This is a genomic window from Thermobacillus sp. ZCTH02-B1 (assembly GCF_002159085.1).
Classification (GTDB): domain Bacteria; phylum Bacillota; class Bacilli; order Paenibacillales; family Paenibacillaceae; genus Thermobacillus.
The window spans coordinates 1-21,035 of sequence record NZ_LZRU01000009.1 but is presented as its reverse complement, the minus strand read 5'-3'; the positions used below and the strand labels follow the sequence as shown (position 1 = coordinate 21,035).

18 protein-coding genes and 1 riboswitch are annotated in these 21,035 nt (G+C 68.9%); of the genes, 1 reads left to right on the top strand and 17 read right to left on the bottom strand.

What is annotated here, in order from left to right:
• Positions 1 to 56 precede the first annotated feature (56 nt).
• Positions 57 to 1,031 carry a tRNA glutamyl-Q(34) synthetase GluQRS gene (gene gluQRS / locus A9Z00_RS01720; protein ID WP_296973695.1) on the top strand — a complete coding sequence of 325 codons (975 nt, stop codon included), beginning with the start codon at positions 57 to 59 and terminating at the stop codon, positions 1,029 to 1,031.
• 46 nt (positions 1,032 to 1,077) lie between these two features.
• Here gluQRS and A9Z00_RS01715 read toward each other — a convergent pair whose 3' ends face one another.
• The 17 genes from A9Z00_RS01715 to A9Z00_RS01635 form a co-directional block, all read right to left on the bottom strand.
• Entirely contained in the window at positions 1,078 to 1,620 is a 543-nt protein-coding gene (locus tag A9Z00_RS01715; RefSeq protein ID WP_296973693.1) for a GNAT family N-acetyltransferase, read from the bottom strand.
• A gap of 179 nt (positions 1,621 to 1,799) precedes the next feature.
• A complete protein-coding gene (locus tag A9Z00_RS01710) occupies positions 1,800 to 3,203 on the bottom strand; it encodes an MATE family efflux transporter (protein ID WP_296973691.1) in 1,404 nt (467 codons plus the stop codon).
• A 57-nt stretch (positions 3,204 to 3,260) separates the two neighbouring features.
• Entirely contained in the window at positions 3,261 to 4,322 is a 1,062-nt protein-coding gene (locus tag A9Z00_RS01705) for an oxidoreductase (RefSeq protein ID WP_296973689.1), read from the bottom strand.
• 119 nt (positions 4,323 to 4,441) lie between these two features.
• Entirely contained in the window at positions 4,442 to 5,431 is a 990-nt protein-coding gene (locus tag A9Z00_RS01700; RefSeq protein WP_296973686.1) for a Gfo/Idh/MocA family protein, read from the bottom strand.
• Between the two features lie 207 nt (positions 5,432 to 5,638).
• Positions 5,639 to 6,373: a metallophosphoesterase family protein gene (locus tag A9Z00_RS01695; protein ID WP_296973683.1), complete on the bottom strand. Its 735-nt coding sequence runs from the start codon at positions 6,371 to 6,373 to the stop codon at positions 5,639 to 5,641.
• 27 nt (positions 6,374 to 6,400) lie between these two features.
• On the bottom strand, positions 6,401 to 7,024 hold the full coding sequence (locus tag A9Z00_RS01690) for a hypothetical protein (protein ID WP_296973682.1): 624 nt from the start codon (positions 7,022 to 7,024) through the stop codon (positions 6,401 to 6,403).
• 78 nt (positions 7,025 to 7,102) lie between these two features.
• Entirely contained in the window at positions 7,103 to 7,462 is a 360-nt protein-coding gene (locus A9Z00_RS01685; protein WP_296973680.1) for a Lin0512 family protein, read from the bottom strand.
• 58 nt (positions 7,463 to 7,520) lie between these two features.
• A complete protein-coding gene (locus tag A9Z00_RS01680; RefSeq protein ID WP_296973678.1) occupies positions 7,521 to 7,820 on the bottom strand; it encodes a hypothetical protein in 300 nt (99 codons plus the stop codon).
• Between the two features lie 4 nt (positions 7,821 to 7,824).
• The gene (hrpB, locus tag A9Z00_RS01675; protein ID WP_296973675.1) at positions 7,825 to 10,368 is read right to left on the bottom strand and encodes an ATP-dependent helicase HrpB; all 2,544 of its coding nucleotides are present in this window, start codon (positions 10,366 to 10,368) and stop codon (positions 7,825 to 7,827) included.
• Positions 10,369 to 10,687: 319 nt separating this feature from the next.
• A complete protein-coding gene (locus tag A9Z00_RS01670; RefSeq protein WP_296973673.1) occupies positions 10,688 to 11,512 on the bottom strand; it encodes a heme ABC transporter ATP-binding protein in 825 nt (274 codons plus the stop codon).
• Positions 11,509 to 12,555 carry a FecCD family ABC transporter permease gene (locus tag A9Z00_RS01665; RefSeq protein WP_483316248.1) on the bottom strand — a complete coding sequence of 349 codons (1,047 nt, stop codon included), beginning with the start codon at positions 12,553 to 12,555 and terminating at the stop codon, positions 11,509 to 11,511. The genes A9Z00_RS01670 and A9Z00_RS01665 overlap by 4 nt, the downstream gene beginning before the upstream one ends.
• Before the next feature lie 7 nt (positions 12,556 to 12,562).
• The gene (locus A9Z00_RS01660; protein WP_296973671.1) at positions 12,563 to 13,636 is read right to left on the bottom strand and encodes an ABC transporter substrate-binding protein; all 1,074 of its coding nucleotides are present in this window, start codon (positions 13,634 to 13,636) and stop codon (positions 12,563 to 12,565) included.
• Positions 13,637 to 13,846: 210 nt separating this feature from the next.
• Positions 13,847 to 14,059: riboswitch (cobalamin riboswitch) on the bottom strand.
• A 48-nt stretch (positions 14,060 to 14,107) separates the two neighbouring features.
• Complete coding sequence (locus A9Z00_RS01655; RefSeq protein ID WP_296973668.1) at positions 14,108 to 14,425, bottom strand: rhodanese-like domain-containing protein; 318 nt, start codon at positions 14,423 to 14,425, stop codon at positions 14,108 to 14,110.
• Positions 14,422 to 14,805: a DnaJ family domain-containing protein gene (locus A9Z00_RS01650; protein WP_296973666.1), complete on the bottom strand. Its 384-nt coding sequence runs from the start codon at positions 14,803 to 14,805 to the stop codon at positions 14,422 to 14,424. The genes A9Z00_RS01655 and A9Z00_RS01650 overlap by 4 nt, the downstream gene beginning before the upstream one ends.
• A 262-nt stretch (positions 14,806 to 15,067) precedes the next feature.
• On the bottom strand, positions 15,068 to 18,094 hold the full coding sequence (locus A9Z00_RS01645; RefSeq protein WP_296973663.1) for a VWA domain-containing protein: 3,027 nt from the start codon (positions 18,092 to 18,094) through the stop codon (positions 15,068 to 15,070).
• Entirely contained in the window at positions 18,078 to 20,069 is a 1,992-nt protein-coding gene (locus A9Z00_RS01640; protein ID WP_296973661.1) for a vWA domain-containing protein, read from the bottom strand. The genes A9Z00_RS01645 and A9Z00_RS01640 overlap by 17 nt, the downstream gene beginning before the upstream one ends.
• A gap of 87 nt (positions 20,070 to 20,156) precedes the next feature.
• A partial coding sequence (locus A9Z00_RS01635) for a DUF58 domain-containing protein (RefSeq protein ID WP_296973659.1) occupies positions 20,157 to 21,035 on the bottom strand: 879 nt, incomplete at its 5' end.

Genomic DNA, 21,035 nt, shown 5'->3' with positions numbered 1-21,035 from the left:
GCAAGCCGTGCTATCATGACCGGCGTAAAACGCTTGCCCGACCGGGAGGCCTTCCCATGACCGAAGCGAATTACCGCGGACGTTTCGCGCCGACTCCGTCCGGCGAAATGCACGTCGGCAACGCCCGGACCGCGCTCATCGCCTGGCTCGACGCGCGAAGCCGGGGCGGAACGTTCGTCCTGCGCATGGAAGACATCGACGGACCGCGGTGCAAGCCGCACTTCTACGATCTGATCCTCGAGGATCTCCGCTGGCTCGGGATCGACTGGGACGAGGGACCGGACGTCGGCGGGCCTTACGGGCCGTACGTCCAGTCGCTCAGGCTCGCGGACTACGACGAAGCGCTGAAGAGGCTGGAAGCGCGCGGGCTGCTCTATCCGTGCTATTGCAGCCGCGCCGAGCTGCTGGCGGTCGCGAGCGCTCCCCACGGCCTCGCAAGCGAAGGTCCGGCGTATCCGGGCACCTGCCGCCATCTGACGGACGAGGAGCGCCGGGAGCGGGAACGGAAGAAAAGCCCGTCGCTCCGGTTCCGCCTGCCCGACCGGGCCGTCGCGTTCGAGGACGGCGCGGCCGGTCCGCAGCGGTTCGCGCCGGGCGCGGGCGGCGATTTTGTCGTCCGCCGGGCGGACGGCATCGTCAGTTATCAGCTCGCGGTCGTCGTCGACGACGCCGCGATGGCGATCACCGATGTCGTGCGCGGCGCGGACCTGCTCGACTCGACGCCCCGCCAGTTGTTCCTGTTCGAAGCGCTCGGGCTGAATGCGCCGCGCTACGCGCACGTTCCCCTGCTGTGCGGCCCGGATGGCAAACGGCTCGCGAAGCGGCACGGTGCGCTGTCGATCCGCGCGCTGCGCGAGCGCGGCGTCCGGCCGGAGCAGGTCGTGGGCGCGATCGCCGCCGTCAGCGGCCTGCACGACCGGCCGGAGCCGATCGCCGCGCGGGAGCTGATCGCCGGCTTCCGGCTCGAAAAGGTGCCGAAGGAGCCGGTCGTCGTGGACGAGGCCTGGATCGCCGGACTGACCGGCGGCTGACGCCGCTTCGTCCGGATCCGGCTCCGCGGCCGGACGGGCCGCGTCCCTACAGACGGCTGCGGTTGTCGAACGTCTGGATGTAGCCGTTCCATCGCCCGTCGTCCAGCTCGATCTCCCTGAACCCGCCGGACGTATATTCGCGGACGACGGTCAGCCAGAACTGCCGCGCACCCTCGTGCTCGCGGCGCTGCCTGATCTCCCACAGCCCGGGATACGAATCGAAAATTTCGCGCACGACGGCCTTGCCGATGGAACGGCGGCGCCATTTGCGCAGGATGAACATGTCCGACAGATGGCGCGTCGCGGGCGTGCGCGGCTGGATCAGGCTGAAGCCGTTGAGCAGCGCGAAGCCGGCCGCGGCTCCGTCGATCCGGACCAGGATCGGCAGCCTTCCCTCGCGCCGGCCGTCCTCCGTGAAATAATGGTCGAAATCGGGGTAGTCGAAGATGCCGTGCTCATCCGGGTCGGCGCCGGTAAATTCGCTCATCTCGTGCAGATACAGCTGCAGGAGATTGCGGAGCAGCGGCTTGTCACCCGTGCCCGCCGTCAGCAGCAGAATCTGGTGGCCGCCGTGATGGATGATGTTCATGGCTGTTGCACCTCCCCGATTCCGGCATTCCTTTCGACGGTCGCACATCCAGCATAACGGATCGAGAGGCGATTCTCAACCGCACGGAACCGGGCCGCGTCCGTCCCCTTCGGACGGCCGCGGCCGTCTTGTTCCGCAGATATCCGCCGCAACGTCCGTTCCCCGTCGCGGCCGCCGGATTATCCGGCCGCCGTTTTCGCAGCCCGCGAGACGATCGCCTTCGACTGCCAGGCCTTGCTCTTCCATCTCAGGAACAGGACGATGCCGCGCACCCATTCGTCCGTGATGAACGCCGCCCAGATGCCGTACAGGCCGTATCCCAGATGAATGCCGAGAAGATACGTCAGCGGCACGCTGAACAGCCACATGATGAGCACGGACGATACGGCGGAGAAGCGGGCGTCGCCCGCCGCCTGCAGGCACCGGTCGAACATGAGGTTCAGGTTGCGGCCCGGCTCGAGCAGGAAGCTGAGCAGGATCAGCGTCGAGCCGATCCGGATGATCTCCTCCGAATCGGTGAACAGTCCGAGCAGCGGTTCGCGGAACAGGCTGATGACAGCGGCCCCGGCCAGCGTGATGAACATGCTGCGGCCCAGGTTGCGCAGCACCTGCCGGTACGCCTCCTCCTGTTCCCCCGCTCCGACTAGGTGGCCGACGATGATCTGCATGCCCCGCCCGAGCGAAATGCACAGGATCATGATGAGGAACGCGATGTTCATCGTGTAGATGCGCGTCGCGAGCATGACCGATCCCAGGCTCGTGATGAAGGCGGTCGTCACGAGCTGGTTCACGTTGTAGGACAGATGGTTGAGCGACGCCGGCACGCCGATCCTGAGCACCCGCACCGCGTCCTCGAGCTTCCATCGGACCAGATCCCGGCCCCTGAACAGGACGCCGGCGGCGCGGCGCAGCAGATACAGGTTGACGGTCATGCCGATCGTCTGGCTCGCGACGGTCGAGATCGCGACGCCGGTCACGCCCAGCTTCGGAAATCCGAACGGTCCGAAAATGACGAGATAATTGCCGATGATGTGGATGATGTTCATGCCGAGGGCGACGAGCATCGTCTGGCGGGTCAGGCCGTGCGACTGGATGATCGCGACCGCCGCGGACATGACGGCCTGCACGAACAGCCCGCCGCCGGCGATGGTGAGATACGTCCGCGCCAGCGCGTGAAGTTCCGGTTCGAGGCCGAACAGGCGGAGCAGATCGCCGCAGAACAGGACAACCAGCGCGCTCACGAACAGCCCGAACAGGAAATTCATGGACAGGGACGAAGCGGTGAGCCTCCCGACATCCTGCCGCAATCCCGCGCCGAGATATTGCGAGACGACGACGGCCGAACCCAGCGCGACGAAATTGAACAGCAGCATGCCGAACATGAGGATCTGGTTGGACACGCCGACGGCGGCCACCGCCTCGTCCGACACCTTGCTGAGCATGAACGTGTCGGTCATGCGAATGAGCACCTGAAGCGCGGATTCGATGAAGATCGGCCAGGTGATGGCCAGAAGGGACAAACGGGCCGCCCCGCCGGCCGATCCGCCGCCCGTTCGGCTCCCGGTTCCGATCGATGGTTTCACGTTTTCCATCTCCTCCCGACGTTCCGGAGTTCAGCAGGTAGCTGCGCCGTCCGCCGGTCAGCCGCGCAGATCCGTTTCGATCCTGCGGCCTTCCCGGCTGCTCTGGAATCCGAGTTCGATGAGCCGGATCACGTCGCGAGCCTCTTCGGGCTTCACGGCGAGCTCGGCCGCACCGTTCACCGCGTCCCGCACGTTCGCGTAATATTCCTGGTAAGCTCCCGGCAGCGTCTCCACCTTGCCCGTGAAACGCAGACCGTCCAGCGTGACGTCCAGCGAGCCCCATCGCTCTTCGGGCTCCCGTCCCCAGCCGGGATCGGAGGGCCTTCCGCCTTCCCGGAGTGCGTTCTCCTGCGGGTCTTCGCCGTACTTCACGAACGAACCGTTCTCGCCGTTCAGCCGGTAGCGCGGGCCCGGCGTGCGCGCGATGCAGGTGGCGCAGAGCCGCACGGTCAGACCGCCCTCGTAGCCGAGCACCGCGTCGAAGGCGTCATTGGCCGCGACGCCTTCCCGCTGCGTCCGGATGTCCGCCCAAATCGTCTCCGGCACGCCGAAGAGCTGCAGCGCCTGATCGAGGAAATGGGATCCGAGATCATACCAGATGCCGGCGCCGGGCGCCGCGCTCTCGCGCCATCTGCCGGGAACGGGACGGGGTCTGTAACGGTCCCAGCGGAATTCGGCCGACACGAGCCGGCCGAGCATGCCGCTCCGCACGATCCCGCTCACGGTCCGGAAATCGCCGTCCCACCTGCGGTTGTGGAAGACGCTGAGCACAAGGCCGCGCTCCTTCGCGAGCGCGATCAGCTCGTCCGCTTCGGCCGACGTCACCGTGAACGGCTTCTCGACGACGACGTGTTTGCCGGCGAGCAACGCATCGCGGGCGAAGGTGAAGTGGTCGGTGCTCGGCGTCAGGACGACGACGATGTCGATCCCGGGATCCGCGTACAGTTCCTTCGCGTCGCGCACGATCCCGACCTGCGGCCAGTCTTCCTTCGCGCGATCCGTCCGGCGCTCGACGACCTTCGCAAGCCGGAGCCCCGGAACGGACGCGATGACCGGCGCGTGGAACGTCCGGCCGGCATAGCCGTACCCGATCAGTCCGACGTTCAATGCTTCCTTCACGTGCTGCTCACCTCTCCGCGCGCGGAAATTCTCGAAAGACGCAAACGCCGCCTGGCCGGTTCGGTTGACGCCAGGCGGACGGAACGGACTTCAGTCCGAATGCGGATATACGAGGGACATCAGTCCGCATACGGATATACGAGATTCCATTGGGCGCGGATCGCATCCAGCGTCCGCATGACGGCCAGCGTCTCGTCGAGCGGCATCACGTCGCTCTCCTTCCGGCCTTCGCGAAGGCAGCGCATCGCTTCCATCGCTTCGAAGTTGTAACCGCGCGTGTCGCGGTCGTCGGTGAACGTCACCGGCTCTTCGCCGTAAACCAGGAGCGTCGCGGTTTTGGTCCACAGGAAATCCGGAATGCGGATCTGCCCCTTCGTGCCGTAGAGGACGGCCTCCGTCGCCGTCTTCAGGCGCACCGCCGCGGCGACCTGGGCGATGCGTCCGCCGTCGTATTCGAACAGCGCGGCGAAATGTTCGTCCACATCCGTCTCGCCGATCCGGGCGGCCGACGCGATCCGCTTCGGCTGGCCGCCGAACACCATGGAGGCGAACGATACCGGGTAGATGCCGGCGTCGAGCAGCGCGCCTCCGCCGAGCTCCTTGTTGAGCAGCCGCCCCTCGGGATTCCAGCCGGCGTCGAAGCCGAAATCGGCGGTCATCATCACAACGTCGCCGATTTTTCCTTCCCTGAGCCATTCCCGCACCTTCACGATCGGCGGCAGCCAGCGCGTCCACATCGCTTCCATCAGGAATACGCCGCGCGCCCGGGCTTCCCGGATCACTTCCTCGGCCTGCTTCGCGTTCATCGTGAACGGCTTCTCGCACAGCACGGCCTTGCCGCCGCGGATCAGCGCCAGCATGTTGTCCCTGTGCGCCGGGTGAATCGTGCCGACGTAGACGATGTCCACTTCGGGATCCGCCGCCAGTTCCCCGCAGCTGCCGTATGCGCGCTTCGCCCCGTGTTCCGCCGCGAATCGCTCCGCCCGCTCCCTCGAGCGCGAGCCGACCGCCACGAGCTCGGCGCCTTCGACCTTCTTGAGATCGGCCGCGAACAGTCCGGAGATCGAGCCGGTTCCCATGATGCCCCATTTGATCGCCCGTTCCGCCATCTGACCGCCTCCCGCAAGTTCGTCGTGATTTTTTTCGATATGAATGCGTCCGGTTATGCGTCTCATGATAACACGCGTTCACAAAGGAAGGCAATCACTGGAACGCGATCGTTCATGCCCGCTCCCCGGCCATGCGCGTTCCTTCCTTCTTTGCGGCGCAGCATCCGGACCCCGTCCCCGGAATCCGGGATTTCGCCGCCTTCCGTCTCAATCTTCCTTCGCGTGCCGGTAGCGCGCCGTGCGCAGCTCCCGTTCGTATTCGGCCAGATCCGGCATGTCCGCCTCCCTCGCTTCGCGGATCGCCCGTTCGATGTCGTAGGGCACGCGCACCAACTGGATCGACCAGGGCGCCGGCGTTTCGCGGCCGATTTCTCCCTCGAGCAGCGCGTAGGAAGCGGCCGGCAGATCCAGCGGATTGCCGACGCTGCCCGCGTTGAAAAGGATACGGCCGTCCAGATGCTGCACATAGGCGTTGTGGATGTCGCCGTAACCGGCCATGTCCGCGCGCACGGGCCTTGCGCAATGCGAAGACGGTTCGAACAGCGACAGGCGGCGTTCGGCCGCATCCCACGGCTGGATCCGCTCATATTCGCTCCGGGGCGACGCGTGGAACAGCCGGACGAACCGTCCGCTGAGCACGAATTCGATCATGAAAGGCAGCGAGCGGAGCCAGTCCAGCCGCTCTTCGCCGATCACCGACCGATGCCAGCGCAAGACCGGCGAATCGGATTCGCGGGCCACGCCATCGTCCCAGTTTCCGCGGATCACGACCGTGCAATGGCGGCGGACCAGGTCGATGACCTTGTCGCCGGACGGCCCCTTGCCGATCAGGTCGCCGAGGCAATAAATCGTCCCGACGCCGCGCGCCGCGATGTCCTCCAGCACCGCCTCCAGCGCCGGGAGATTGCCGTGGATATCCGAGATGACCGCGATTTTGTCCAATTTCGATCCTCCGTGCCATCGGGGATTTCAATGCCGCCGCCTGCGTCGCAGGAACAGCAGCGCGGCTGCGGCCGCCGCCGCAACGGCGAGCGCCGCGCCGACGGGAAGCAGCCGCATGCCGGCCGCATCCGGAAGCCGGAATCCTCCGGGTCCCGGAGCCGGCTGCGGCACCTTCCCCGCGCCGAGGAAGGCCAGATCTTCAGCCGCATGTTCCAGCCAGGCCGTCCGGGTGCACGGTCCGATTGACAGGCCGAACCATGTTTTGTCGGCGTAAACGATTAGCTCGCGGCCTTCGGCCATGCGATAATTTCCGATGTCGGATGCCGCCGCGCGGACCGTCACCCTGTCCCTGTTGACGCCCTTCCAGGCTTCCGTCACGCGGAACGTGACCCGGACCGGTTCGGCGGAAGCTTTCGCATCGGACCGGTTCGCATCCTCCACCGACAGCACGGTGCCGGCGAACACGGCGTCGCTTTGCTTCAGGGCGGCCTCGGGAGACGGCAGCATGGCGCAAGAGGCCTGGACCGGCGCCGGTCCCGGGCCGGCCATCCACCCCGCGAGCAGCGACGGCAGGGCAAGCAGGATCAGCCTGCGTCTCATTCCGCCCATTCCCTTCGGCTTCATGCGCAGCGCGCATCTTCGGGACGACATGACCGATTCCTCCCGTTCTCCCATCCAGACGACGCCGCCGGTCAAAAGGTTGCCGCCTCCGCCAACTTTACCCTGCCGTTACCGGCCCACTTCCACCGCCGCGATGACGACGTACATCAAATCGTTCTTGTCTCCCTTCTCGGGCAGGACGACGCCGCTCGTCGTCGCCATGCCGCCGTCCATGACTTCCACCGTCACCTCGCCGAACGGCAGCTCCGCCTTCACGGCCCCGATGTCGAGCTTGTCCCGGTCGCGGGGGACGGCCAGCTTCACGTTCACCTTCATGTTGTCCAGCGAGCCGCCCGGCAGCATGCCCCGAATGCCCGGCATCGAGTTGCGGTGGATCGCGTCGCGCACGGCGCGCACCGCCGCGGTCGTCACGTTCTGGCCGTGCAGGTCGGCGCCCATCCCGAGCTGAATGAACAGGAGCTGCTCCATCCGTCATCCCTCCGTTCTGTTTACGTGATGTGACGCTTCATGCCGATATTCCGGTGCCTCACAGCTTGAACCGCTCGATGTGCGACCAGAGCCCTTCCGCGGCGAGGATCGCCTTCTGCCGGGGACCGATCAGGTCGAAATGCGGGTACTTGCCGCGCCGGTGGATGTACGCGGGGTCCAGGTCCCACCGCCTGCACCAGGCCGCAAGCCGGTCCAGATCGGAACAGCCGACCTTCGTCACCGTCGTCACGCCCGGGAAACGGAGATCAAACCAATAGTGCGTCAGATAGGCGATTCGGCCGGACGCGACCTCCGCCTTCCACGCCTCGAGCTCCGCGCGGCTGATGCCGAACGCCATCCTGTCATCGTTCCTCCTGTGCCTTCGGTCTGAGATGCCGGGTCGCCGTCGCCGCGGCCGGGTCGTCGGGCCAATAGTGCTTCGGGTACCGTCCCTTCAGCTCTTTCCGGACTTCGAAATAACCGTTCTTCCAGAACCCCTCGAGATCCCGCGTCACCTGGACGGGCCGCATCGCCGGCGACAGGATGTGCAGCGTGAGCGGCAGCCGCCCGTATCCGATCACCGGCGTCCGGCTCATGCCGAACAGCTCCTGCAGCCGAGCCGCAAGCACCGGCGCCGACGGGTCCGAATAGTCGATCGCGATGCGCGAGCCGCTCGGCACGCGGAAATGCGTCGGCGCCTGCTCGTCCAGCTCGCGCCGCCGGCTCCAGTCGAGCAGCGATTCAAGCGCGGCGACGAGATCGAGCCGCTTCAGGTCGTCCAGCGATTTCACGCCGATCACATGCGGCAGCAGCCACTCCTCCAGGCGGTCGAGGAGCGCTTCGTCCGACACGTCGGGCCAGGACGGGTCGAGCCGGTGCAGCGCCGCGATCCGGCCGCGCAGCTGCCGGGCCTGCTTCGTCCAGGGCAGCCGGTCGAGCCCCTCCGCGCGCAGCGCGTTCAGCAGCGCCCGCGCGATCTCCTCCGGTTCGGCCCCGTCGAGCGCCGCCTCCTTCAGGACGATGGCGCCGAAGCGGACGAGCCGCCGCGCCCGGACCGCTTCCGCCTGCCGGTCCCATTCGATGACGCGCTCCTCCCGGATCCGGTCGGCAAAATGTTCCGTCAGCCACGACGCATGGAACGGAGCGGCCAGCCGGATGCGGGAATCGATGCCGGCGTCATCCAGCTCGACCGCGACAATGGACGGTTCCGCGGCGAGCGGCGAACCGGCCGGCAGCACGGCGCCCCGGCCGACCGCAAGCGTGTAGGCCGTTTCGCCGGCCGGGTTGTGTGCACCCCGGCGCATGCCGATCCGGTCCGGGTACGCGAAGCCGAGCAGCAGGCCGACGAGCCGGTCGTCCGGGCGCGCGTCCGCGGGGATGCCGAACTGCCGCTTCAGACGGTCCGCCTCGGCCGCCGCGCGCCTGGCGGCGCTCTCGTGGACGGGCAGGCCGGCGGGAACGCGTCCTTCGGCGGCCGCCCGCAGCACGTCAAGGCGCGGCTGCACCCGGATGTCCGCCCCTTCCGGCCCGCCGTGCGCGAGCACGTCGCGCTCCTCCAGCAGCGCCGCGAGTTCGCACGCAAGCGCCCCCGCGCCCGGACCGAGCTCCCGCGCCCTGAGCGCCATGTGCGCAAGTCTCGGATGCAGCCCGGTCTCCGCCATGCGGCGGCCGTGCGGCGTCTGCCTTCCGGCGGCGTCCCGCGCGCCGAGCATTTCGAGCAGCTCGGCCGCCTGGCGGAGCGCCGGCTCGGGCGGCGGATCGAGGAACGGCATCGCCCGCGGGTCCGTCGCTCCCCAGGCGTCCAGCTCGAGCAGGAGCGGCGCGAGATCCGCTTCGAGCATCTCCGGCACGATCTTCTCCGGCATCGCCCGCTCCTGCTCCTCCGACCACAGCCGGTAGCAGACGCCGGGTTCCGTCCGGCCCGCCCGGCCGCGGCGCTGTTCGGCGGAATCAAGCGACACGGTCGTCGTGACGAGCCGCGTCATGCCGGTGCGCGGCGAGAATTTCGGCGCACGCCGGAGTCCCGAGTCGATGACGACGCGGATGCCGCTCACGGTCAGGCTCGTCTCGGCGATCGTCGTCGCGAGCACGATTTTGCGGACGCCGGGCCCGGGATCGGCCAGGGCCCGATCCTGCTCATGCTGCGGCAGCGCGCCGTACAGCGGCAGCACGACCGTCCCCTCCGGTTCGCCGAGCAGCGCGGCCGTGCGACGGATTTCCCGCTCGCCGGGCAGGAAGACGAGCACGCCGCCCGTCTCCTCCTCGAGCGCCCGGCGGATCGCGCGGACGACGTGCTCCTCGAGCGGCACGTCGGCCGGCTTCGGCAGGTAGCGGGTTTCGACCGGGTATTGCCTCCCTTCGCTCGTGACGACGGGCACGCCGCCCATCAGCTTCGCAACCGGCTCCGCGTCAAGCGTCGCGGACATGACGAGCAGGCGCAGATCGTCCCGGAGCACCTGCTTCGCCTCGAGGCAGAGCGCAAGGCCGAGGTCGGCGTGCAGGCTCCGCTCGTGGAACTCGTCGAAAATGACAATGCCGTACCCCTCCAGCGCCGGGTCCGACTGCAGCATGCGGGTGAGCACGCCCTCCGTCACGACCTCGATCCGGGTCTCGGGGCCGACCCGGCTCTCCAGCCGGATCCGGTAGCCGACCGTACGGCCGGGCCGCTCGCCGAGCAGCGACGCCATGTAATGCGCCGCGCTGCGCGCCGCCATCCGGCGCGGTTCGAGCATCAGGATGCGCCGGCCTTCCAGCCACGGCTCGCCGAGCAGCCGGAGCGGCACGCGCGTCGTCTTGCCCGCGCCGGGCGCGGCCGTCAGCACCGCGCCGCCCCGCTCGCGCAGCGCCCCGAGCAGCCGGGGCACGGCCGAATCGACGGGCATCGGCCGCTCGTCCAATCTCGCCATGGCATCTGCGATGTGGGAAGGAAGATCTGGCAGAGGTTTGTGTTCGGGTTTCATACCGCCATTGTACCGGAGGAAGGGCGGATTTCACAACGGAATGAGGGCGGCAGCGGAATGAGGGTGGCGGCGGCGCAAGCGGACAGAGGCGGAAAGCGGAGACGCCACATGGAAAGGGGCGGCGCGTGACCGCCGGGAGACGGGCGAAAGCCGGCGGAGGCGGTGCAGCGGGCGAAGACGGTTGCCGGACGGCCATGGATGGCGGCCGGTCGGACCATACCGGTCGGACAATAGAAGCAATTTAAAATGGGGGAAGTTCATGCGTTTATCGTGATGCGGTGTCCGCGGTCCGGCGTTCCGCCGGCTTCGCGTCCGGGCCGCCGGGTTTCAGCAGCAGCTGGGGAACGCCGCTCGCCGGATGCGGCAGCACGACCGGCTCGATGCCGAACACACGGCGGATCGTCTCCGGCTTGAGCACGTCCGCGGGAGGTCCCTCCGCGATGAGCCGGCCTTCGCGCAGGACGAGCAGCCGATCGCAGTATTGCGCCGCCAGGTTCAAATCGTGGAGCACCGCCACGACCGTCCGGTTCCCCGCGCGCCGCCAGTCGCGCACGAGGTCGAGCAGATGAATCTGGTAACCGATGTCGAGATAGGTCGTCGGCTCGTCCAGCAGGAGCAGCTCCGGATCCTGCGCCATCGCCTTCGCGAGCGCGACCCGCTGCCGCTCGCCGCCGCTCAGCGTGTCGAGCCGGCGGTGCGCGTGCGCGGACAGGCCGAGCGTCCCGATCACCCGGTCGACCAGCACCTCACCCTCCTCATCGCTGCCGCCGAACCAATTCTGGTACGGGTAGCGGCCCATCAGCACCACCTCGCGCACGGTGAACGCCGTCCGGGGCAGCAACTCCTGCTGCAGCACGGCGAGGCGGCGTGCCAGAGCCCGGCGCGGCCAGGACCCGACCGGCCGGCCGAACAGCCGGACGGAGCCGGCATCGAACCGCCGGACGCCGGAGATCGCGGCGAGCAGCGTCGATTTGCCGGCGCCGTTCGGACCGATGATACCGTACCAACCGCCCGCCTCCAGCCGGAACGAGACGCCGTCCAGGATGCGCCTGCCCCCGGCTTCGATCGTGAGTCCGTCGACTTCGATCACGCGTCTTCCCTCCCCAATCCGGCCTTGCGCCGCCAGAGCAGCCAGGCGAAGAACGGTGCGCCGACCAGCGCGGTGAGCACGCCGAGCGGGATTTCCTTCGGGCTGAGCGCCGTTCGCGCCAGCGTGTCGGCCCATACGACGTAAATGCCGCCGCCGATGGCGGAAAGCGGCACGATGAGCCGGTAATCCGGTCCGAAAATCAGCCGGACGAGATGCGGCACGACGAGCCCGACGAAGCCGACGACGCCGCTGACCGAGACGGCGGCGGCGGTCACGAGCGTCGAGGCGAGCAGGACGGTCAGCTTCGTCCACTCGACATGCACGCCGAGGTGCGCGGCGTGCCGCTCTCCGAGCGACATCAGGTTCATCGCCGACGCGAAGGCGGCGATGAACGGCAGTCCCAGGACCGCGAACGGCAGCACGAGGAGCGCGTGGTCCCAGGATTTTTTCGATAGGCTGCCGAGCACCCAGAACAGGATCTGGTTCACCTCGTCCTCGGACATCGAGATCATGAGCGAGACGAACGCGCCGAGGAACGCCTGCAGGATGACGCCCGACAGGATGAGCGTCTCCACCGCCATCTGCCCGTTCGAGCGCGCCAGCAGCAAGACCGCGAACACGGCGATGAGTCCGGACAGGAACGCGGCGGACGGGACCGTCCACATGCCGAGCGCGGTCTGAAGCCCGAGCGTCATGACGAGCGCCGCGCCGACCGAGCTGCCGGACGCGACGCCGAGCGTGTACGGATCGGCGAGCGGGTTGCGCAGCACGCCCTGGAACCCGGCTCCCGCCATGCCGAGGCACGCGCCGACGAGGACCGCCAGCGCGATGCGCGACAGCCGGACCTGCATGACGATCGTTTCCTCCATCGGCGTCCAATCCGGCGCGGAGCCACCGGCGAACGGCAGCCGGTGGATCAGGATCGACCACACCTTGCCCGCCGGCAAGCCCGCCGAGCCGATCGAAAGCGACCAGACGACGGAGACGGCCAGGAGGAGCAGCGCCGCTCCCGACCAGATCACGATGCGAACCGGCAGTTTCATGGCAGGCTCACGGGAACCGTTCCGGATGGAGCGCGGCGGCGATCTCCAGCAGTCCGTCGGTCAGCCGCGGACCCACGCGCACGAGCGGTTCGTTCGCGACCGCGACCACGCGGTTGTTCCGGACCGCGTCGATCCGGTCCCATCCCGGCCGGGACAGCATGTCGCCGGCAAAATCGACGCCCTCGATCCGCGGATGGATGATGACCTGCGGGTTCCGCGCGATGACCGCCTCGGGATCGACCTCGAACCAGCCTTCCCGGTCGTTCATGATGTTGACGCCGCCCGCGAGGGTGACGAGCTCGTCGAGGAACGTCCCCGAACCGACGGTCCAGCCCGGCGAGAACTCGAGATAAACGCTGACCGGCTCCGCGTCCGCCACCTTGTCCGTGACTTCCCGGACGGCCTCCCGCATCCGGCCGGCGACCGCCCGGGCGCCTTCCTGCCGGTTCAGCAGCACGCCGATCTGCTCGATGTGCGCGATCGTCTCTTCCATCGTCCCGGGGTCCGCGGCGTATACGGTGACGCCGAGCTGCCGCAGCGAATCGATCGCGGCATGGTTCATGCTTGCGCTGGCGAGCACGAGATCCGGGTTGAGCGCGAGCACCGCCTCGATGTTCGTGTTCACGTCGCCGACCTTCGGCAGATCCGCCGCCTCGGGAGGATAGGTGCTGTATGCGTCCGCGCCGACCGCGAGATCCCCCGCACCGATCGCATAGACGATCTCCGTGTCGCTCGGGACGAGCATGACGACGCGCTCCGGCGCCTGCTCGAGCGTGATGTCGGTTCCCGTCTCGTCCGTGACGGTGAGCGGATAGACCGTTTCGGCGGCCGGTCCGCCGGCCGCGTCGTCAGCGGCGGATTCGCTTTCGTCCGCGGACCGGTTCGTCCCGCCGTCGTCATCCGCCTCCTCGCCCGGCCCGCTTTCCGTCGTGTCCGCGTTCGCCGCGCTGCCGGCGGTGTCCGGCGCCTGGGAACCGGCGCCTCCTTCACCCGATCCTCCGCCGCACGCCGCAAGCAGCATCATCAGCAGCAGAAGCACCGCGGTTCGGACCGCGTGTTTCAACCAGCGTTGACCGATCATGGGAAATCCGCTCCTGTCTCAATTGTTGGGAATGGAACTGGAACACGTGCATGGAAACGTCGCAAACAAAAAGAGCATCCCCGGCCCTGTGTCTTCCGGAAATGCTCATGCGTACGCCGACCGAACGAATCCGCTTCGTGCGCCGGGCGGCGTCCCGACGCGCGGACGGCTTCGATCCATCTCCAACACCTCCTAAGACCACGTAGGCAGGGTCAGACCAGGATGCGGGCAGGTCTCCTGACTCGAAGCATACGCGCGCCGTCTTCCCGGTTTCCCAGTGACATGCTGGCGCACGCTTGCGCAAGCCGGCGGGCCTGCGCGCTTCTCACAGTGGCGGGTCCGTGCCGGATTTTCACCGGACTTCCCTATTAAGCCGGCCTCCGCATGGCGCGGCGGCCAGGCACCCGCATCCGCCGTATTCGGTTGTCCGCTACCGACTATAGCATGAACCGGCAAGGTTGTCCATAGATTTCAATCGCCGGTGACAACCTCGCCCGGCCAGGCGGCCATGCCGCCCTCCACGTTGACGACATCGTAGCCGAACCGCGCGAGATATTCGCACACGCGCATGCTGCGGACGCCGGCCTTGCAAATGAACACGAGCGGACCTCCGCGCTCCGGCTCGAGTTCGTCCACCCGCTCCAGAAATTCGGACAGCGGGATCAGCCGCGCGCCGGGTATATGACCGGCCCGCCATTCGTCCCGTTCCCGGACGTCGATCAGGTTCACGGGCTCACCCTTCGCGAGCCGCTCGTACAGTTCTTCCGCCGTCCACACCGCGATGCTCACGCTTTGTCACCTCCGAGGCGGCTTGCGATCCGGTCGCCGTATTGTTCCCAGGCCGCGGTTCCGTACCAGCCGCGCTGCTCCATGAGCAGGCGGAACCGGAGCCGCTTCTCGTTCCATTTCCTGCGGATGTCGGCGCGCTCCTCATCCGTCCGGCACATGCGGAGCAGATCCGCGAGGGTGACGGCTTCCTTCGCGAGCTGCACTTCCTCCGGCACGACGCCGGCGTTGCGCAGCATGATGTAGGCCGGGCGCAGATCCTCCGGCACGTGCGACAGGTCCTCGATCTCCAGCGGCTTGCCTTCACCCGGCAGGTTGCTCAGCTCGCCCCGCTCGATCGCTTCCCGGATGCGCTCTTCCGCGATGCGGCTCACCCAGTCCACCTTCGCCCGCCTCCTTCGCCGTCGATGCGCATGGATGCGCCAGACTCCGATGCCTGCATTGTAATCCCGCGGACGGCTCCGTGTCCAGCGGCGGACCCGCCGCATCGCATGCCGGAGGCCCCTTGCCCGCCCGACGGCCGCGTTGATCGCGTCCGCCCGTGGACGAGGTGCATGAGCGGCGACGCAAGGTGCGTCAGCAGCCGCCCCGGCGGCGGAACGTCAGCGGCGTGAATGCGCCGCGGGCGGTCCTGACGGCGTTGCGTCAGCGACGGTCCGCGCGCCGTTTGGCCTCAAGGAGGCGATTCAGCGAAGCGGCGCCGCCCGTCCCGGATGCCGTGCCGTCCGGGGCGCCGGCCGAACCGGCGGCAGGACCTGCGGTTCCGGAGGCGGCGGGATGAGCGGAAGATGCTGCCGGATCCGCGGATCCGGAGGCGCCGGTACGGACCGGTTCGGGAGCGGCGGGTCGGGCGGAGGATGCAACCGGATCTGCTGCGGATCCGGAGACGCCGGTACGCGTCCGGGCCGATCCGGAGGCGGCGGACGCTGCGGAGCCGCCGGTCCCGGATCCCGCAAAGCCGGAACCGTCGGTCGATCTTGATCCGCCTCCGCCCTGCCCGACGCCGGCGCCGCCGGCATAGCGTTCAGCGGCGCTCCGCATCCGTCTCCCGAGCCGGGCCAACGCCTCGGCCCCGGTGGTCTCCGTGCGCTGCGCCGAACGGCCGGCGGATCGTCCGGCCGCCAGCGCGGCCAGCGCGCGCCACGGCAGCGACAGGCGGCGCACCGCGATGTCCGCCAGCCAGAGCAGGAGCGCCGCGATCAGCAAAGCGCGCGAAAGGTCGATCCGATCGGTCTCCGCGATCCTCCCGGCCCGGAACACCTCTTCGGGCCGCTCCAAAGAGAGCGTCCTCCCTCCCGTCAGCCGGGCGATTTCCGCGAGCAGCTCCGCGCCCTCCTCTTCGCCGTCGATCCGGTATTCGGGCGAATACGGAATGACGAAACCGGCCAGCGCGCCTCCCGAAGCCGCGCCGTCCTCTCCCGCCCCCTCGCCGATCTGCATGAAGTAGGCGCCCGGGCGCGCATCTTCCAACCGCAGGACGTATTCGCCGGGCGCGGTCGGAACGGGCTTCAGCCGGACGGCTTCGCCGTCTTCTCCCGCAACGGACACCGTCAGGTTCCCGACGCCGACATCTCCCTGGGCCGTGATCCCGATCTCCGCGGCGCCGCCCTCCAGCCTCGCCCGGACATGCCAGAGATCGGACGAAAATTGCGGAAACGTCCACTTTACCCACGCGGCCATCGTATCGGGAAACGCCGGCCAGAGCGTCCAGTCCGCGGCCCACCGGCCCGCCAGATCGCTCGTCCAGGCGACCGAGCGACCCGCGCCGTACGACCAGCGCGCGAGCAGCGGGTCGCCCTCCGGCGTGAGCAGCGCCACCTCGGCCGTCTCCTTTGCCGTCGTCGCCACGTACGCGTCCACGGCGGGCATTCCCGGCAGAAACAGCGGCGCCCAGTTCCCCGCCTGTCCGACCGAGGGAACGAACCGGTTCTCGACGATGTACGTCCGGGTCATCATCACCGTCTCGCGGCTGAAGATCGCCGGAATCGTGCTTTGATCGGCCGTGAAGTAGTACCGGCCGTTCGCCGCTTCGGCCAGCCTCCGGAGCAGAGCCGTATCCGCGCCGGTGCCTACCGCGACCGTCGACATCGTGATGCCGGCTTCGTTCATCGCATCCGTGAGCGTCAGGTAATGGTCGCTTCCGGCAGATATGCCGTCCGTGAGCAGGATGATGTGCCGGCGCTGCGCGTCGATGTCCAGCATCCGTTCCAGCGTTGCGTTTACGGCCGCATAGATGTCGGTGCCTCCCCCGGATTGAAGGCCCAGAATCGCATCCACAACCGCGTCGCGGTCCTGAAGGTTCGCAGGCTCGACCACCCACCAGGGGGAATCGTCGAAGGCGACGACGCCGACCGTATCCTCATCGCGCAGCAGTTCGATCGAGCGCAGGACAGCCTCCTTCGCGAGCTCCAGCTGGCCGCCGGCCATGCTTCCCGACCGGTCGATGACGAAGATGAGCGCGAGGGACGGCATCTTCCGCCTGCCCTTCAAATCCATGTAGACCGGCAGCGCGCGCTCGAGCGGCGTCCCGTAATAGCCGCCGAGACCGAAGCTGTCCGCGCCGCCCGCGGCGACGAGCCCGATGCCGAGATCGCCGACGGCGGAGGCGATCCGCTCCATCACCGCCGCGCTCATCCGCGTCGCCGGCACGTTGTTCAGCACGATCGCGTCGTAGCGGGCGTAATCGGCCCGTTCGACCGGAAGCTGTTCGGGCGCGATCAAATCGTACGGAATAAGCGACGCTTCCAGCGCCGACGCGATGTTGGCCGACGAGCCCGGCTCGCCCTCGACGACGAGCACGCGCGGCGGTCCTTCGACCCGGCTGAACGCGTACGCCGCGTCGTTCTGCGTCCGCTCGTCACCCGGCAGGTACACCTCCGCGCGATAGCGGTTCATCCCGGCGGTGCCGGCCGCATGCTGCAACAGGAAACGGTTTGTACCCCGCGACAGCCGGACCGTCTCGCGGGCGATTTCGCGCTCGTTCTCGTACAGCCGGATCTCGGCTTCGCGCTCGACGGTGCTGACCGCTTCCAGTTCGATCGTGAACTTCTCACCGAGCTTCACCGAAGCCGGGACGTCGAGCGATTCGATCGCCGCGTCTTGCGGAATGTGCGCGGGAAGCGGGACCACGTCGACGGCGATCCCCTGCGAAGCCAGCAACCGGGCCTGGCGGATCGCGTCGCCGACGTTGTTCCGCCCGTCGGAGAGCAGCACGATCCTGCCTCCCTTCGGCAGCATGCCGGCCGCAAGCCGCAGGGCGTCGGTCACATTCGAATACGAAGGATCGATCCCGGCGCGCAGCGCAGGCGGCCCCCCGTCCGCCGACAGCGGGCGTTCCACCGCGGCCTTCCGGCCGAACGAGACGATGCCGGCCCGGTCATCTTCGTCCTTGCCGCCGATCGCCTCGCCCATCCAGCGGGTGATCCGCGCATCGTCCGCGACGCTCTCCGAACGGTCGGCGACGAAGACGACCGCCCGGTACTCGTGGCGAAGCGACGCTGCCGTTCCCGCCGCGACCGCAACGAGCAGCAGCATGACGGCGGCGCGCAGCGCGAACGCGGCGATCCTGCGCGGACCCGTCAGCCGGAGCGTTCGTCTCCACGCCCACATCCACCACAGGGCGGCCGGAAGGAGGAGCAAGAGCAGCCACGGCCGGTCAAAATGCAGCCCCACGGCGGTACACCTCCCATTCCGCCGCCAGGAGCAGCAGGATCAGCACGGCCACGTAGGGAGCCAGCCCGATCCGGTCCGTGTTCCCCGTCCCGTCCGTTGCCCCGGAAGATGCGTCCGTCCGGGCTTGCGCGGAATCGGGCGACCCGCCCGGCGATCCGCCCGCCTGTCCGGCCTCCGCCGCAGGATCGATGTCCGCAAACGGCTTCTCCGTCCAGATGCCTTCCGCCGGCGCGGCCTGCACGGCGAGCAGGCGTTCCGCCAGCGGCCGGCCGTCGGCACCGTATTCAACGAAACGGTACAGTCCGGGAACGCCGGGCGCCGTCTGGACGGACGACACCGCTCCGTCCGCCGTCCGTTCCGCTTCGATCGCGGCATCCGCGCTCGGGTGCGCGTCCGCCGCCGTCTCGACCACCTGCCATTCGGCCCGCGCCGTTCCGCTCTTCAGGCCGATCTCGATCCGGTCGTCCGCCACGGCCCGGCCGAGGGGACCGCCGGCCGCGCCGCCGAGCCATTCGGCCGCCTGCGCGGCCAGAATCGGAAAATCGGCCCTGAGCGGCAGATCCGAATCGGCGGGATCGAAGGCCAGGATGAGCCGCGGCAGGCCGTCCGCCGATCCGGCGTAGAGCACCGGGACGCCGCCGTACCGCGCGATCGCCTCCATGCCGGGCCCGGGATCGGCCCGCACGATCCGGGCGATGTGCGTGTCGGCCAGCGAAAGGTGCTCCGTGACGGGATGCGGCCGGATGTCGGCGCGGCTGTCCGCCGGTTCGACCACCTCGCCGCCCGCCGGCGGCGAGGACGCGGACCAGATGCGCCACACCGGCCGGGATGCGAGCAGAATGCGCCACGCGTCGCTTTCGATCGCCCGTTCATCCGCCCCGTAGACGACGATCCAGTCGACGGCGCCGGGCGCCTCGCCCCCGGGTTCGAAGGCGGCCGGATCGGCCCGCACGATGTCGACGCCCGCCAATTCCAGCGCCGCGGACAGAAACAGGCTGCCTTCGCCGACGATCAGCGCCCGGCTGCGCGCCGGCTTCGCGGGAAAGGCATACGCCGCGTTGTCCGCCGCGTAGTCGTCGGCCGTACGGATGTCGGCGCGGTAATAGTCCGCCTCCGGCAACCCGGAAAAGGTGAAGACGCGCTGCTCGCCGGGTTCCAGCCGGAACGGCCGCTCCTCCGCGGGTTCGGAGGCTCCGGCGGGAAAGACGGCCAGCGTGCCCTCCGCGGTCCGCGAGCCGTAATGGACGAGCGTCGCCGATGCTTCGATCGCGTCCCCTGCAGCCCGCAGGCCGAACGCGACGACGGCGGTGTTCGCGCCGTCCCGGCCCGCGCCGAACACGCGGATGCCCGCAGCGCCGGGACCGGGGATCTTCGCGCGGAACCGGCCGTCCGTCGCGAGCCACAGCTCGCCCCCTTCCCGGTCCCGGACCAGCGCGGCGGCCAGCGTCAGCGCCGCCTCTTCATCCGTCCGGCCGTAGCGCGGTTCGATGTTCCCGAGCGCGCGCCGGATCTCCCGCCGGTCGGTTGCATCCCGGAGGAGCAGCTCCGGCTCGGCGCCCGCCGCGATCAGCGTCACCGGTCGGGAAGCCGGGAGCTCGTCCAGCGCCGCCGTTACGGACCGTATCGCTTCCTCGAGCGCGCCGGCTGCGCCGCTGCCGCGCGAAGCGGCCGCCGTCATGCTGGCCGAGCGGTCGACGACGATGACGACCGGGGCGGCGGACGGGGCCCCGCCCGGAATGGACGGTTCCATCAACGCGAAGACAAGGCAGGCCGCGGCAAGAAGCTGCAGCAGCAACAGGAGGCTGCGGCGCAGCCGCTGCCACGGCCGGTTCGCTTCCTGCTCGCGCAGCGCCCGCCGCCAGAGCAGGTGGCTGGCGATCTCGGTTTCCGGATACCGGCGCTTCAGCAGGTACATCAGCAGAATCGCCGGCAGCGCCAGCGCGAACACGGCCGAAGCGGCGGACCCGAGCAGCATGCTATCCCTCCTTCGCGTGCGGATTCATGCAGGATGCGGCATGCGGTTTCGCGCAGAACGCAGCGTGCGGACGCATTCGGGACGCGGTCAGCGCTGCCGCTGCAGCAGGCCGTGCCGCGCCATGCGGACGAGCACCGTCTCCTCCAGCGGAACGGCGGTGTCGACGGCGAAATAGACGAAGCCGAGCTCCGCGCACCGCCGGCGGATGGCGCCGGCGTGCTCCCGGAGCGCCTCGTCGTAGGCGCGCAGCGCGTTCGCGTGGATCGCGACGTCCTTCGCCCCGGCACTTTCCGCGTCGACGAGCCGGAGCTCTCCGCGCAGCGACGGGCGCCATTCCTCCGGCCCGAGCACGTGCACGAACACGAGATGCTGGCGCGCGGCGGCGAAGGCCGTCAGCGTCTCCTCGATGCCCGCGGCGTACAGGCCGTCCGTCAGCAGCCAACAGACGCCTGGCCGCGCCGGAAGCGCGCCGGGCGCAAGGAGCGGCGTCCGGAGATCCTCGGAGCCGGGATCGGCGGACGGCCGAAGCGAACGTTCGAGAAAAGCGAACAGCCGCTCCGCCGCGCCCCGCCCCCTGACCGGATGGAGCCGATCCCCGACGCTTCCCGCGAACCGGACGACGGCGGCCCGGTCGTCACCGCACAGGGCGGCATAGCCGGCACACGCCGCGATCCGGGCCGCGTACAGCAGCTTGTTCGTTCCGCTCCAAGTCCCGGGACGGTCCTCCGCCGCGCCCGGCTCGAACCGCATCGACCGGGAGACGTCGAGATAGAAGGTGACGCACGTCTCCTGTTCGTCCCAGTATTGGCGGACATAGGCGCGGCCGGTGCGCGCCCAGACGTTCCAGTCGAGCCGGCGGATGTCGTCGCCCGGCGCGTACGCGCGGTAGTCCGCGAATTCCTGCGAGCTGCCGAGCGCGCCGGACCGCCGCTTCCCCTGCTGCGTGCCGCGCGTGCGACCGGCGGA

What these genes read in the sequence shown, in the direction of transcription:
- A9Z00_RS01700 (WP_296973686.1), bottom strand. Translation starts at nt 5,431, where the DNA reads ATGGCGGAACGGGCGATCAAATGGGGCATCATGGGAACCGGCTCGATC.
- A9Z00_RS01680 (WP_296973678.1), bottom strand. Translation starts at nt 7,820, where the DNA reads ATGGCGTTCGGCATCAGCCGCGCGGAGCTCGAGGCGTGGAAGGCGGAG.
- A9Z00_RS01640 (WP_296973661.1), bottom strand. Translation starts at nt 20,069, where the DNA reads ATGCTGCTCGGGTCCGCCGCTTCGGCCGTGTTCGCGCTGGCGCTGCCG.
- A9Z00_RS01690 (WP_296973682.1), bottom strand. Translation starts at nt 7,024, where the DNA reads ATGTCGTCCCGAAGATGCGCGCTGCGCATGAAGCCGAAGGGAATGGGC.
- A9Z00_RS01665 (WP_483316248.1), bottom strand. Translation starts at nt 12,555, where the DNA reads ATGAAACTGCCGGTTCGCATCGTGATCTGGTCGGGAGCGGCGCTGCTC.
- A9Z00_RS01685 (WP_296973680.1), bottom strand. Translation starts at nt 7,462, where the DNA reads ATGGAGCAGCTCCTGTTCATTCAGCTCGGGATGGGCGCCGACCTGCAC.
- hrpB (WP_296973675.1), bottom strand. Translation starts at nt 10,368, where the DNA reads ATGGCGAGATTGGACGAGCGGCCGATGCCCGTCGATTCGGCCGTGCCC.
- A9Z00_RS01660 (WP_296973671.1), bottom strand. Translation starts at nt 13,636, where the DNA reads ATGATCGGTCAACGCTGGTTGAAACACGCGGTCCGAACCGCGGTGCTT.
- gluQRS (WP_296973695.1), top strand. Translation starts at nt 57, where the DNA reads ATGACCGAAGCGAATTACCGCGGACGTTTCGCGCCGACTCCGTCCGGC.
- A9Z00_RS01715 (WP_296973693.1), bottom strand. Translation starts at nt 1,620, where the DNA reads ATGAACATCATCCATCACGGCGGCCACCAGATTCTGCTGCTGACGGCG.